Consider the following 12,536-nt stretch of genomic DNA (forward strand, 5'->3'; position numbering starts at 1 on the left):
GGCCGCCCCCCGCCGTACCGCACTGCGCGTCGTCAACCCGCTCAACAACGAGGAGCCGCTGCTCGCCACGACGCTGCTGCCGGGGCTGCTCAAGGCCCTGGCCCGCAACGTCGGGCGGGGCAACACCGACGTGGCGCTGTTCGAGACCAGCCTGGTGTTCGCACCGACCGGCGACGAGCGGGCCCCGATCCTCGGTGTCGACCGGCGTCCGACGGACGAGGAGTGGGCCAGCATCGAGAAGGCCGTGCCCCGGCAGCCGATGCACCTGGCGATCGCGCTGACCGGCCACGCCGAGGAGGCGGGCTGGTGGGGCGAGGGCCGCAGCGCGTCCTGGTCCGACGCCATCGGCACCATCCGCACCCTGGCCACGGAGCTCGGCGTCGAGCTCGAGGTCGCCTCCACCACCCGCGAGCCCTGGCACCCCGGCCGGTGCGCGGAGCTGCGGATCGGCGAGCGCGTCATCGGGCACGCGGGCGAGCTGCACCCGAAGGTGTGCAAGGCGTACGGCGTCCCGGCCCGCTCGGCCGTGGCGGAGATCGACCTCGACGCCCTGCTGGAGCACGCGACCACCGTCGTGTCGGGCCCGCGGTTCTCGTCCTACCCGGTCGCGAAGGAGGACGTGGCGCTGGTCGTCGACGCCTCCGTCCCGTCCGCAGCGGTCGAGGCGGCCCTGCGTGAGGGAGCCGGCGAGCTGCTGGAGTCGATCCGGCTCTTCGACGTCTTCACCGGCGACCAGGTCGGCGAGGGCAAGAAGTCGCTGGCCTACGCCCTGCGCTTCCGTGCCGCCGACCGGACCCTCAAGGAGGGCGAGGCATCCGCCGCCCGCGACGCCGCCGTCGCGCTCGCCGCGGAGCGGACCGGCGCGGTCCAGCGCTGACCCACTGCCGCCCGCGATCCGTCATACCGATCCGCACCCATGGGTGCGACTTCGGATGACGGATGCGGGCGGCAGTCAGTTGATGGGGTGCTCGACCACCGACAGGAACCGCTGGCGGACATCCGCGTCACCGACGACCGACAGCTCGCTCTCGTCGCCGCGGTGCCACAGCCAGGCGTCGAGGGCGCCCGCCGGGCCGTCGATGACGACGTCAGGCTCGATCTCCTCGGGCGGCTCGACGACGTGGAAGTCCTCCTCGTCGACGATCTCGTCCCCGCTGTCGGGAGCGGTGCCGGAAAACAGCCCGAGCTGCACCCAGACCTCGTCACCGGTGTCGGTGCAGTCGACGCGTGCGTAGTGGGGGAGGGGCTCCCACGATCCCCAGGGCGGGCACCCGCCGTACATCTCCGACAGCACCTCGTGCACGCCGTCGGCAGCCAGCTCGGCGGGCAGCTCGGACGTCGTGCCGGCCGCGAGCTCGGCGTCGAGGCGGTGGATGAGCGCCTCGTGGGCCTGCCTCCTCAGGATGAAGCCGACGGTGTGGTCCTCCGACCACGTCCACGCCTCGTCCTTCGGTGACACGCCCTCGAGCGCGTCCGCCAGGGCGGTGCTCCAGCGGTCGAAGGCGGCCAGCAGATCGCCGTACGCCGCCGGCCGCTCGGGCTCGAGGGCCTCGTCGACCTCGGCGGGCCGATCCACCACGACCGTGCTCCAGAACCACTGGACGGTCGTGAGGTGCCACAGCAGGTCCGCCGCCGACCAGTCGGGGCAGGTGGGCACCCGCACGTCCGGGTCGCAGTCGGCGAGCACCGAACGGAAGCGGGCGGACTCGACGCGGATGTGTTCGAGGTAGGTCTCGGGGCTCAGGAGAGTCATGACTTCAACCTAGGGCGTGAGACACCGCGACACTCCTCAGCGCCCCCACCACCGCCGCCGGCCGAGCGGTGCCACCTCGTGGCCGAGGGCGAGTCGCAGCGTCCGCAGGAGCGACGGGTCGCCGGACTCGGTGACCAGCGAGGGGTCGTGGGTCCGGGCGAAGAGCCAGGGCAGCAAGGTCGACGCTGGGGCCGAGACCTGCGCTCCCACCGGAGCCTGGTCGGTGAGGCGCAGCGTGCCGTCGAGGTCGGACTCGGCGACGAGCACCGTCCAGGAGTCCCCGGTGTCGGTGCTGGTCAAGGACACGCCGCTGGGCAGCCATGCCGCCTGGTCGCCGTCGTCCAGGTGGGCGAGCTGCTGGGCGATGCCGTCGGCCGCGGCGTCCGCGGGGATCGGCGTCACGGCCATCCCGGCGGACTCTTCCGCGTCACGCGAGTGCATGACGGTCTCGAGCGCCATCAGCCTGGCCACCCGGACGGCCGGCGCCTGCTCGCCGAAGTAGCAGACGGGCTCGTCAGGTCCGGCCTGTCGCAGGGCCTCGACCAGCTGGTGGTTCGTGACGTCCAGGAGGTCGAGGCGGTCCGCGTGGGCGGCCGGGACCGAGACGCCCTCGAAGCCCTCGCCGAAGTCGTGGGGACGGTGGCTGACCAGCCAGCCCCAGATGTCGTTCATCTCGATCAGGTGGGTGAGGAGCTCCCCGGCCCGCCAGTCGGGGCAGCCGGGGACCGGCGCCGACGGATCGGTTCGTCTCATGGCGCCGACGACGCGCATGGTGTCGTGGGCGATCAAGTCGAGATACTGGGCGAAGGAGAGCACGGCCGAACCCTAGTAGCGGATGAACATACGAGGTGTTGTATAGTCATGCACATGCCTGATTCCTTCTCGATCGCCGTCGCCGGCGCCAGTGGCTACGCCGGGGGCGAGGTGCTGCGCCTGCTGCTCGGCCATCCCCACGCTCGGATCGGCACGCTGAGCGCCGGGAGCAACGCCGGCCAACGACTGGGGAGCCTGCAGCCCCACCTGCTGCCGCTGGCCGACCGCGTCCTCGAGCCCACCACGCTGGAGACCCTGTCGGGACACGACGTGGTCTTCCTCGGCCTGCCGCACGGCCAGTCGGCCGAGATCGCCGCCGCGCTCGGTGACGACACCGTGGTCATCGACTGCGGAGCCGACTTCCGCCTGACCGACGCCGCGCAGTGGGAGAAGTTCTACGGCGGCCAGCACGCCGGGTCGTGGCCCTACGGCCTGCCCGAGCTCGCCGACCAGCGCACCCGGCTCGCCGGCGCTCGCCGCATCGCCGTGCCCGGGTGCTATCCCACCGTCTCGACGCTCGCGATCGCCCCCGCGCTCGGCGCCGGTCTCGTCGAGCCCGACGTGGCCGTTGTCGCCGCCAGCGGGCTGAGCGGAGCGGGCAAGTCGCTCAAGCCCCACCTGCTCGGCAGCGAGTCGATGGGCAACGCCAGCGCCTACGGCGTCGGCGGCGTCCACCGGCACACGCCCGAGATCACGCAGAACCTCTCGCTCGTCCACGACGGGCAGGTCCGGGTCAGCTTCACCCCGATGCTGGTGCCGATGTCGCGCGGCATCCTGGCGACCGTCTCCGCGCCGCTGGCCGGCGACGTGACGCAGGAGCAGGCGCGGGCGGCCTACGCCGCGGCGTACGACCACGAGCCCTTCATCCACCTGCTGCCCGAGGGCCAGTGGCCGCAGACGAAGGCGGTCGTCGGCTCCAACGCGGTGCACGTCCAGGTCGCTGTCGACGAGACGGCCGGTCGGCTGGTCGCCGTGGCCGCCATCGACAATCTCACCAAGGGCACCGCCGGTGCCGCTGTGCAATGCATGAACCTCGCCCTCGGCCTCGACGAGACCACCGGCCTTTCCACGATCGGACTCGCACCATGACTGAGCAGACCACACCCGAGACCAGCGGTCCCACCCTGACGCTGCTCCAGTTCCCCGAGAAGCTCGCGATCGTGCGGCTCGGCCCCGGCGCGGAGATGCCCAAGTGGGCCGAGAGCGCGAGCCTCTTCTCGATGACCGCCACGGCCACCGAGACGAGCGTCATCTGCGCGACCCGGACGATCCCGACCAAGACGCCGCACATCGGCCCCCTGACCGCCTTCCAGGTGCAGGGAACGCTCGACCCCGACGCGGTCGGCATCCTGGCGGGCCTGCTCGTCCCGCTCGCAGAGGCGGAGGTCCCCGTCTACACGCTGTCCACCTTCGACACCGACTGGATCATGGTCCGGCTCGTCGACGGGGAGAAGGCGACCGAGGCCTGGCGACGACGAGGTCACACCGTGATCGCCGCCGTCCCCGCCAAGCCCACCAGGGCTCCTCGTTCCCAGGGAAAGACGAAGACCAAGAAATGACCATCACCCACCCCGCCGGATTCACCGCCGCCGGCGTCGCCGCCGGCCTCAAGTCGACCGGCGCGAAGGATCTCGCCCTCGTCGTCAACCACGGCCCCACCTTCGACTCCGCGAGCGTCTTCACCGCCAACCGCTGCAAGGCCAACCCGATCCTGTGGAGCCAAGAGGTCGTCAAGGACGGCACGGTCAAGGCCGTGGTCCTGAACTCCGGCGGCGCCAACTGCTACACCGGCGCCGACGGCTTCCAGACCACCCACGCGGTCGCCGAGAAGGTCGCCGACCTCGTCGGCATCGGTGCCGTCGACGTCGTCGTCTGCTCGACCGGCCTGATCGGTCTCGCCAACGACCGCGACGACCTCCTCGCCGGCGTCGAGAGTGCGTACGCCGCCCTGTCGGCCGACGGCGGAGCGTCCGCCGCCGAGGCGATCATGACCACCGACTCCGTGGCCAAGAACGTCGTCGTCGAGGGCGCAGGCTGGTCCATCGGCGGGATGGCGAAGGGCGCGGGCATGCTCGCCCCGGCGCTCGCCACGATGCTCGTGGTGATCACCACCGACGCCGTCGTGCCGGCGGCCGACCTCGACGCCGCCCTGCGCGCGGCGACCCGGGTCAGCTTCGACCGCCTCGACTCCGACGGCTGCATGTCGACCAACGACACGGTGACCGTGCTCGCGAGTGGCGCCAGCGGCATCACCCCGACGCCGGAGGACTTCACCGCCGCCCTGACCCAGGTCTGCACGGACCTCGCGATGCAGCTGCTCAAGGACGCCGAGGGCGCCGACCACGAGATCGCGATCACCACCCTCAACGCCGCGTCCGAGGACGACGCCGTCGAGGTGGGTCGCAGCGTCGCCCGCAGCAACCTGTTCAAGGCCGCCGTCTTCGGCAACGACGCCAACTGGGGCCGGGTGCTCGCCAGCATCGGCACCACTCAGGCTGCCTTCGACCCGGCCGACCTCGACGTCGCGATGAACGGCGTCTGGGTCTGCCGGAACTCGACGCCGGCCGAGGACCCCGCAGGCGTCGACCTGACCGGGCGCGAGGTCACCGTCACGATCGACCTGAAGGCCGGCGACGCCCGGGCGACGGTGTGGACCAACGACCTGACCCATGCCTACGTCCACGAGAACAGCGCCTACAGCTCATGACGGGGAAGTGCTCATGAAGACCGACGCCAAGACCCTGGCCGCGGCGCTGCCGTGGCTGAAGCAGTACCACGGCAAGACGATCGTGGTGAAGTACGGCGGCAACGCCATGACCAACGACGTGCTGAAGAAGGCGTTCGCCGAGGACATCGCGTTCCTGCGCTTCGCCGGCTTCAAGCCCGTCGTCGTGCACGGCGGCGGCCCCCAGATCTCCGCCATGCTCAAGCGCCTCGACATCACCTCGGAGTTCCGCGGCGGCCTGCGGGTCACCACGCCCGAGGCGATGGACGTCGTCCGCATGGTGCTGGTCGGGCAGGTGCAGCGCGAGCTCGTCGGCCTGATCAACCAGCACGGCCCCCTCGCCGTCGGCCTGTCCGGCGAGGACGCCGGTCTGTTCACAGCCACCGCGACCAACACCATCGTCGACGGCGAGGAGGTCGACCTCGGGCTCGTGGGCGAGGTCGCCCACGTTCGTCCCGAGGCCGTCGAGGACCTCGTCGCGGCCGGCCGGATCCCGGTGATCTCCAGCGTCGCTCCCGACATCGACGGCCTGGTCCACAACGTCAACGCCGACACCGCCGCGGCGGCCCTCGCCATCGCGCTGGGTGCCGAGAAGCTCCTCGTCCTCACCGACGTGGAGGGGCTCTACCTCGACTACGGCAACTCCGACGACGTCATCCAGGAGATCAGCCCCGAGGCGCTGGGGGAGATGCTGCCCTCCCTCGACGCCGGCATGGTGCCGAAGATGACCGCTTGCCACCAGGCCGTCACCAACGGCGTGCCGCGCGCCACCGTCATCGACGGGCGCGAGCCCCACGCCGTACTCCTCGAGATCTTCACCGACGAGGGCGTCGGCACCCAGGTGCTGCCCGGTGTCGCGACCAAGCTGCGCAAGGCCCTGTCAGCCCAAGGAGACCCGTCATGACGTGGCAGGAGCGCTACCGCTCCGCGCTGATGAACACCTTCGGCACGCCCAAGCTGCTGCTCACCCGAGGCGAGGGCGCGCACGTCTGGGACGCCGACGGTCGGGAGTACGTCGACTTCCTCGGCGGCATCGCCGTCAACTCCCTCGGCCACGCCCACCCCGCCGTCGTCGAGGCCGTCACCACGCAGCTCGGGACGCTGGGCCACGTGTCCAACTTCTTCGCCTCCGAGCCGCAGCTCGCCCTCGCGGAGCGCCTGCTCTCGCTGCTCGGCGCCCAGGGACACGTCTTCTTCTCCAACTCCGGCACCGAGGCCAACGAAGCGGCGTTCAAGCTGACCCGCCGCACCGGCCGCACCCACATCGTCGCCACCGAGGGGGCGTTCCACGGGCGCACGATGGGCGCGCTCGCGCTCACCTCCAAGGCCGCCTACCGCGAGCCCTTCGAGCCGTTGCCCGGCGACGTCACCTTCGTCCCGTACGGCGACGCAGCGGCCCTCGCAGCGGCCGTGACCGACGAGACGGCCGCCGTTGTGCTCGAACCCATCCAGGGCGAGGCGGGCGTGCGCGTGCCGCCGGCCGGCTACCTCGCAGCCGCCCGGCAGGCCTGCGACGAGCACGGCGCGCTGCTGTGGCTCGACGAGATCCAGACCGGCGTCGGCCGCACCGGCGCGTGGTTCGCCCACCAGCTGCCGGACGCGCAGGGCGTGACCCCCGACATCGTCACCCTGGCCAAGGGCCTCGGCGGCGGCATCCCGATCGGCGCGACCATCGGCCTCGGCCGTGCCGGTGCGCTGCTCGAGCCCGGCAACCACGGCACCACGTTCGGCGGAAACCCGGTCGCGTGCGCGGCCGCGCTCGCCGTCCTCGACACGATCGAGAAGGACGGCCTCCTCGACCACGTCAACGCGCTCGGCAAGACCCTGCGCGACGGCCTCGTGGAACCACGCGTCTCCGAGATCCGCGGTGAGGGCCTGATGATCGGCCTCGAGCTGACCGTGGACGCGCCATCGGTCGTCGCGTCCGCGCAGACCGCCGGTTTCATCCTCAACGCGACGACGCCGTCGTCGATCCGACTGGTGCCGCCGTTGGTGCTGACCGACGACGACGCTCACAGCCTGATCGACGCCTGGGCGGCGATCCTCGACGCGAGCGAGGTGTCCGCGTGACCCGCCACCTCCTGGCCGACGACGACCTGACCCCGGCCGAGCAGGCCGAGGTGCTCGCCCTCGCCGCCGAGATGAAGAAGGACCCCTACGGGCCCAAGCCGTTGGCCGGCCCGAAGACGGTCGCGCTCGTGTTCGACCGTCCGACGCTGCGCACCCAGGTCTCGTTCACGGCCGGCATCGCCGAGCTCGGCGGCAACCCGATGACGGTCGACGGCGGGCTCGCGGCGATGGGCTCGCGGGAGTCGGTCGAGGACGTCGCGCGCGTGCTCGGTCGCCAGGCGTCCGCCATCGTCTGGCGCACCGCCCACCAGTCCGACCTCGCGACGATGGCCACCTACGGCCGGGTCCCGGTCGTCAACGCGCTGACCGACGACTTCCACCCCTGCCAGCTGCTCGCCGACCTGATGACCGTGCAGGAGCGCCTCGGCACCCTGGCCGGCACCCGCGTCGCCTTCGTCGGCGACGGCGCCTGCAACATGGGCAACTCCTGGGTGCTCGCCGGTGCCACGGCCGGCCTTCACGTCACCGTCGCCTCGCCCGCCGGCTTCGAGCCGGCCGCCGACGTCGTCGAGCGGGCCCGCAAGATCGCCGCCGACACAGGTGGCAGCGTCGAGATCAGCCACGACCCCGTGGCTGCCGTGGCCGGCGCGCAGGTCGTCGTCACCGACACCTGGGTGTCGATGGGTCGCGAGGAGGAGGCCGCCGATCGTGCGCGGCTCTTCGCGCCGTACGCCGTCACGAGCGAGCTGCTGGCGAAGGCCGAGCCCGACGCCATGGTGCTGCACTGCCTGCCGGCCTACCGCGGCAAGGAGATCAGCGCCGAGGTGATCGACGGCCCGCAGAGCGCCGTGTGGGATGAGGCCGAGAACCGCCGGCACGCGCAGAAGGCAGTGCTCGCGTGGCTGCTCGCGCAGGGGGAGGACGACCGATGAGCTCCTCCGCCGTCAGCCCCATGACCAAGAACGCGCGTCACCAGCGAATCATCGACCTGGTCACCAACCACGCCGTGCGCTCCCAGACCGAGCTGGCCGAGCTGCTCGCCCAGCACGACGTGCACGTCACCCAGGCCACGCTCAGTCGTGACCTGGTCGAGCTCGACGCGGTCAAGGTGCGCAGTCCCGAGGGGGCGCTCGTCTACGCCGTACCCGCCGAGGGCGGCGACCGCAGCCCGACCGGCGGCCGCGAGTCGTCCGGTGCCCGCGAGCGGCTCGCGCGCCTGTGCGCGGAGCTGCTCGTCAGCGCCGACGCGAGCGCCAACCTCGTCGTGCTGCGCACGCCGCCCGGCGCGGCCCAGTTCCTGGCCAGTGCCTTCGACAAGGCCGACCTCGGCGACGTGCTCGGCACGATCGCGGGGGACGACACTGTCCTGGTCATCGGTCGCGATCCATCCGGCGGCGAAGCCCTCGCGCGCCGGTTCCTCGAATTCGCCAATCACCACACTGCAAAGGATGACCACTAAGTGAGCAAGGTCCTCACCTCCCTTCCCGTCGGCGAGCGCGTCGGCATCGCCTTCTCGGGCGGCCTCGACACCTCCGTGGCCGTCGCCTGGATGCGCGAGAAGGGTGCCGTCCCGTGCACCTACACCGCCGACATCGGCCAGGCCGACGAGCCCGACATCTCCGGTGTGCCCGGCCGTGCCAAGCAGTACGGCGCCGAGATCGCTCGCGCCGTCGACTGCCGCGCCTCGCTCGTCGAGGAGGGGCTGGCCGCCCTCGCGTGCGGCGCCTTCCACATCCGCTCGGGTGGCCGCGCCTACTTCAACACCACCCCGCTCGGACGGGCCGTCACCGGCATGATGCTGGTGCGTGCGATGCACGACGACGGCGTCGACATCTGGGGCGACGGCTCGACCTTCAAGGGCAACGACATCGAGCGCTTCTACCGCTACGGGCTCCTGGCCAACCCCGAGCTGCGCATCTACAAGCCGTGGCTCGACGCCGACTTCGTGCACGAGCTGGGCGGTCGCACCGAGATGAGCCAGTGGCTCACCGAGCGCGACCTGCCCTACCGCGACAGCAAGGAGAAGGCCTACTCCACCGACGCCAACATCTGGGGCGCCACCCACGAGGCCAAGACCCTCGAGCACCTCGACGTCTCCCTGGAGACCGTCGAGCCGATCATGGGCGTGAAGTTCTGGGACCCCTCCGTTGCGATCGAGACCGAGGACGTGACGATCCGCTTCGACCAGGGCCGCCCAGTCGAGATCAACGGTCAGTCGTACGCCGATGCCGTGCAGCTGGTCCTGAAGGCGAACGAGATCGGTGGCCGCCACGGGCTCGGCATGTCCGACCAGATCGAGAACCGGATCATCGAGGCCAAGTCACGTGGCATCTACGAGGCGCCGGGCATGGCCCTGCTCTGGATCGCCTACGAGCGGTTGCTCAACGCCGTGCACAACGAGGACACGATCGCCAACTACCACTACGAGGGCCGCCGCCTGGGTCGCCTGCTCTACGAGGGCCGCTGGCTCGACCCGCAGGCGCTGATGATGCGCGAGGCGATCCAGCGCTGGGTGGCCTCCCTCGTCACGGGCGTGGTGACGATCCGGCTGCGTCGCGGCGAGGACTACACGGTGCTCGCCACCGACGGTCCGGCGTTCTCGTACCACCCCGACAAGCTGTCGATGGAACGCACCGACAACGCAGTCTTCGGTCCGACCGACCGCATCGGGCAGCTGACGATGCGCAACCTCGACATCGCCGACTCGCGCGCCAAACTCGAGCTCTACGCCAGCCAGCCGCAGGACCAGGGCCACGTGCTCGTCGAGAACGGCAACCTATTCGGCGAGATCGAGCCCGGGGGAGCCGACCGCATCGCCCGTGCAGACGGCAGCGACGAGCTCGACGACGAGGCCCTCGACAGCGCCGCCATGGAGCTCGGGACCGACTGATGGGGGAGCTCAGCACGACCAACGAGGGCAAGCTCTGGGGCGGTCGCTTCGAGGGCGGTCCGTCGCCCGAGCTGGAGGCGCTCTCGAGGTCGACGCACTTCGACTGGCGGCTCGCGCTCTACGACATCGCCGGCTCGCACGCCCACGCCAAGGCGCTCGGTGCGGCCGGGCTGCTGACGGCCGACGAGGAGAACGAGCTGCACCGCGGGCTCGACGTCCTCACCGAGGCGTTCACCTCCGGCCGGCTGCAGCCGTCGCCCTCCGACGAGGACGTCCATGGCGCCCTCGAGCGGCTACTGATCGAGGAGGTCGGGCCCGAGGTGGGCGGCAAGCTGCGCGCCGGGCGCTCGCGCAACGACCAGATCGCCACCCTGTTCCGGTGCTACCTGCTCGACCACGGCCGGGTGGTGGCCGACCTCGTCCTCGGGCTCGTCGAGGCGCTGGCCGCCCAGGCCGAGACCCACCTCGGCGCGATCATGCCGGGGCGCACGCACCTCCAGCACGCCCAGCCGGTGCTGCTCTCGCACCACCTGCTGGCGCACGCCTGGGCGCTGCTCCGCGACGTCGACCGGCTGGGGGACTGGCAGGACCGGGTGCGGTCGGACTCGCCGTACGGCTCGGGGGCGCTCGCCGGCCAGAGCCTGGGCCTCGACCCGGAGCTGGTCGCCAGCGAGCTGGGCTTCACCGGCTCGACGGCCAACTCGATCGACGGCACCGCCTCGCGCGACTTCGTCTCGGAGTTCGCCTTCGTGTGTGCGCAGATCGGCATCGACGTCTCCCGGCTCGCCGAGGAGATCATCTTGTGGGCGACCCGGGAGTTCGACTTCGTGACGCTGCACGACTCCTGGTCGACCGGGTCGAGCATCATGCCGCAGAAGAAGAACCCCGACATCGCCGAGCTCGCGCGCGGCAAGTCGGGGCGCCTGGTCGGCAACCTGACGGGCCTGCTCACGACGCTCAAGGCCCTGCCGCTCGCCTACAACCGTGACCTCCAGGAGGACAAGGAGCCGGTTTTCGACTCCCTGGACACCCTCGAGGTGCTGCTGCCCGCCTTCACCGGTCAGGTGGCCACGCTGGTCTACAACACCGAGCGGATGGCCGAGCTCGCCCCACAGGGGTTCTCGCTCGCCACCGACATCGCCGAGTGGCTGGTGCGGGAGGGGACACCCTTCCGGATCGCCCATGAGGTCGCCGGCGCCTGTGTGCGTGCGGCCGAGGCCAAGGGCACCGACCTCGACGGGCTCACCGACGAGGAGTTCGCGGCGATCTCGCCCGCCCTCACCTCCCACCTCCGGCTGGTGCTCACTGCTCAGGGCTCCGTGGAGTCCCGCAACGGCCGTGGGGGCACGGCCCCCGAGCGGGTGCGCGAGCAGCTCGCCGAGCTGAAGACCGTGGTCACCGCGCGTCGTGAGCGCCTCCGCTGACCTGACGTCCCGCCTGGCGGGGCCGGTGCTCGAGGTGGCACCGGCCCTGCTGGGCTCGATCCTGCGCAGCGACGACGTCGCCGTACGGATCACCGAGGTCGAGGGCTATGCCGGCCCCGACGACCCGGGCTCGCACTCCTTCCGCGGCCGGACCCCGCGCAACGCGGCGATGTTCGGCCCGCCCGGCCACCTGTACGTCTACTTCACCTACGGCATGCACCACTGCGCCAACGTGGTCGTCGGCCCCGAAGGCACCCCGTCGGGGGTGCTGCTGCGCGCGGGCGAGGTCGTCGAGGGCATCGAGACCGCACGTGTACGGCGCCCCGGAGCTGCCGACCGCGACCTCGCCCGGGGGCCGGCCCGCCTGTGCCGGGCGCTGGCCATCGACCTGGCCGACTACGGAAGCGACCTCGCAACGGGCCGGATCCGGCTCGAGCTGGGGGACACGCCCGATCTCGCAAACATTTCTCGCGGACCCCGTGTGGGCCTGCGAGAAGCCGCAAATGTCCCCTGGCGGTTCTGGTTGGCGGGGGAGCGGTCGGTGTCGCTCTACCGGCCGGCGGTCGTGCGCAAACCACGCGCAGGCCGCTGACCTGCGCAAACAGTGAACTGGCCACCCCGAGTTGGCACGCTCGCCACCTTGGGTCTAATGTTTCACCTGTCGCCGCAAGCGAACGCCGAACTTCGGGCCGAGAGGCCAAACAAGTTGGCTACAGCCGCGTCCGACACCTGATCGGTTCAGCCCAGTTTGACGGGCAGGACCAAGACGGGTAAGTTTTTGCAGGTTGTCTCCAAGACAAGTCCGGCTCAGCCGGAGGCGCTTGGGTGACTCTGATGTTTGAGAACTCAACAGTGTGTCAT

At 71.2% G+C, this 12,536-nt stretch carries 12 protein-coding genes and 1 pseudogene; 11 read left to right on the plus strand and 2 right to left on the minus strand.

What is annotated here, in order from left to right; all coding sequences use genetic code 11:
* A pseudogene (locus CF8_RS23340) lies at positions 1 to 877 on the plus strand (phenylalanine--tRNA ligase subunit beta); the annotation flags it as partial.
* A 75-nt stretch (positions 878 to 952) separates the two neighbouring features.
* Here CF8_RS23340 and CF8_RS21235 read toward each other — a convergent pair.
* Positions 953 to 1,753, minus strand: coding sequence for a maleylpyruvate isomerase family mycothiol-dependent enzyme (locus tag CF8_RS21235; protein ID WP_010834701.1), 801 nt, complete (start codon positions 1,751 to 1,753; stop codon positions 953 to 955).
* 36 nt (positions 1,754 to 1,789) lie between these two features.
* Positions 1,790 to 2,569, minus strand: coding sequence for a maleylpyruvate isomerase N-terminal domain-containing protein (locus CF8_RS18910; protein WP_010834702.1), 780 nt, complete (start codon positions 2,567 to 2,569; stop codon positions 1,790 to 1,792).
* A 45-nt stretch (positions 2,570 to 2,614) separates the two neighbouring features.
* Between CF8_RS18910 and argC the strand changes: the two genes are divergently transcribed.
* The 10 genes from argC to CF8_RS18960 are packed head-to-tail and all read left to right on the plus strand — an operon-like array spanning position 2,615 to position 12,267.
* Positions 2,615 to 3,655 carry an N-acetyl-gamma-glutamyl-phosphate reductase gene (gene argC / locus CF8_RS18915; protein ID WP_010834703.1) on the plus strand — a complete coding sequence of 347 codons (1,041 nt, stop codon included), beginning with the start codon at positions 2,615 to 2,617 and terminating at the stop codon, positions 3,653 to 3,655.
* Positions 3,652 to 4,125: an ACT domain-containing protein gene (locus tag CF8_RS18920; protein WP_010834704.1), complete on the plus strand. Its 474-nt coding sequence runs from the start codon at positions 3,652 to 3,654 to the stop codon at positions 4,123 to 4,125. Before argC ends, CF8_RS18920 begins: the two co-directional genes overlap by 4 nt.
* A complete protein-coding gene (argJ, locus tag CF8_RS18925; protein ID WP_010834705.1) occupies positions 4,122 to 5,273 on the plus strand; it encodes a bifunctional glutamate N-acetyltransferase/amino-acid acetyltransferase ArgJ in 1,152 nt (383 codons plus the stop codon). Before CF8_RS18920 ends, argJ begins: the two co-directional genes overlap by 4 nt.
* A gap of 13 nt (positions 5,274 to 5,286) precedes the next feature.
* Positions 5,287 to 6,195 carry an acetylglutamate kinase gene (argB, locus tag CF8_RS18930; RefSeq protein ID WP_010834706.1) on the plus strand — a complete coding sequence of 303 codons (909 nt, stop codon included), beginning with the start codon at positions 5,287 to 5,289 and terminating at the stop codon, positions 6,193 to 6,195.
* Positions 6,192 to 7,361: an acetylornithine transaminase gene (locus CF8_RS18935; protein ID WP_010834707.1), complete on the plus strand. Its 1,170-nt coding sequence runs from the start codon at positions 6,192 to 6,194 to the stop codon at positions 7,359 to 7,361. Before argB ends, CF8_RS18935 begins: the two co-directional genes overlap by 4 nt.
* Positions 7,358 to 8,293 carry an ornithine carbamoyltransferase gene (argF, locus tag CF8_RS18940; RefSeq protein ID WP_010834708.1) on the plus strand — a complete coding sequence of 312 codons (936 nt, stop codon included), beginning with the start codon at positions 7,358 to 7,360 and terminating at the stop codon, positions 8,291 to 8,293. Before CF8_RS18935 ends, argF begins: the two co-directional genes overlap by 4 nt.
* On the plus strand, positions 8,290 to 8,820 hold the full coding sequence (locus tag CF8_RS18945) for an arginine repressor (RefSeq protein WP_010834709.1): 531 nt from the start codon (positions 8,290 to 8,292) through the stop codon (positions 8,818 to 8,820). Before argF ends, CF8_RS18945 begins: the two co-directional genes overlap by 4 nt.
* On the plus strand, positions 8,821 to 10,251 hold the full coding sequence (gene argG, locus CF8_RS18950) for an argininosuccinate synthase (RefSeq protein ID WP_010834710.1): 1,431 nt from the start codon (positions 8,821 to 8,823) through the stop codon (positions 10,249 to 10,251). It abuts the gene before it with no gap.
* Positions 10,251 to 11,675, plus strand: coding sequence for an argininosuccinate lyase (argH, locus tag CF8_RS18955; protein ID WP_010834711.1), 1,425 nt, complete (start codon positions 10,251 to 10,253; stop codon positions 11,673 to 11,675). The genes argG and argH overlap by 1 nt, the downstream gene beginning before the upstream one ends.
* Entirely contained in the window at positions 11,659 to 12,267 is a 609-nt protein-coding gene (locus CF8_RS18960) for a DNA-3-methyladenine glycosylase (protein WP_036491494.1), read from the plus strand. The genes argH and CF8_RS18960 overlap by 17 nt, the downstream gene beginning before the upstream one ends.
* Positions 12,268 to 12,536 lie beyond the last annotated feature (269 nt).

The sequence above is a fragment of the Nocardioides sp. CF8 genome (assembly GCF_000389985.1).
Lineage (GTDB): Bacteria > Actinomycetota > Actinomycetes > Propionibacteriales > Nocardioidaceae > Nocardioides > Nocardioides allogilvus.

Bases quoted from the DNA above. Each gene is read 5' to 3' on its own strand.
- CF8_RS21235 (WP_010834701.1), bottom strand. From the start codon at position 1,753: ATGACTCTCCTGAGCCCCGAGACCTACCTCGAACACATCCGCGTCGAG.
- argC (WP_010834703.1), top strand. From the start codon at position 2,615: ATGCACATGCCTGATTCCTTCTCGATCGCCGTCGCCGGCGCCAGTGGC.
- CF8_RS18920 (WP_010834704.1), top strand. From the start codon at position 3,652: ATGACTGAGCAGACCACACCCGAGACCAGCGGTCCCACCCTGACGCTG.
- argJ (WP_010834705.1), top strand. From the start codon at position 4,122: ATGACCATCACCCACCCCGCCGGATTCACCGCCGCCGGCGTCGCCGCC.
- argB (WP_010834706.1), top strand. From the start codon at position 5,287: ATGAAGACCGACGCCAAGACCCTGGCCGCGGCGCTGCCGTGGCTGAAG.
- CF8_RS18935 (WP_010834707.1), top strand. From the start codon at position 6,192: ATGACGTGGCAGGAGCGCTACCGCTCCGCGCTGATGAACACCTTCGGC.
- CF8_RS18945 (WP_010834709.1), top strand. From the start codon at position 8,290: ATGAGCTCCTCCGCCGTCAGCCCCATGACCAAGAACGCGCGTCACCAG.
- argH (WP_010834711.1), top strand. From the start codon at position 10,251: ATGGGGGAGCTCAGCACGACCAACGAGGGCAAGCTCTGGGGCGGTCGC.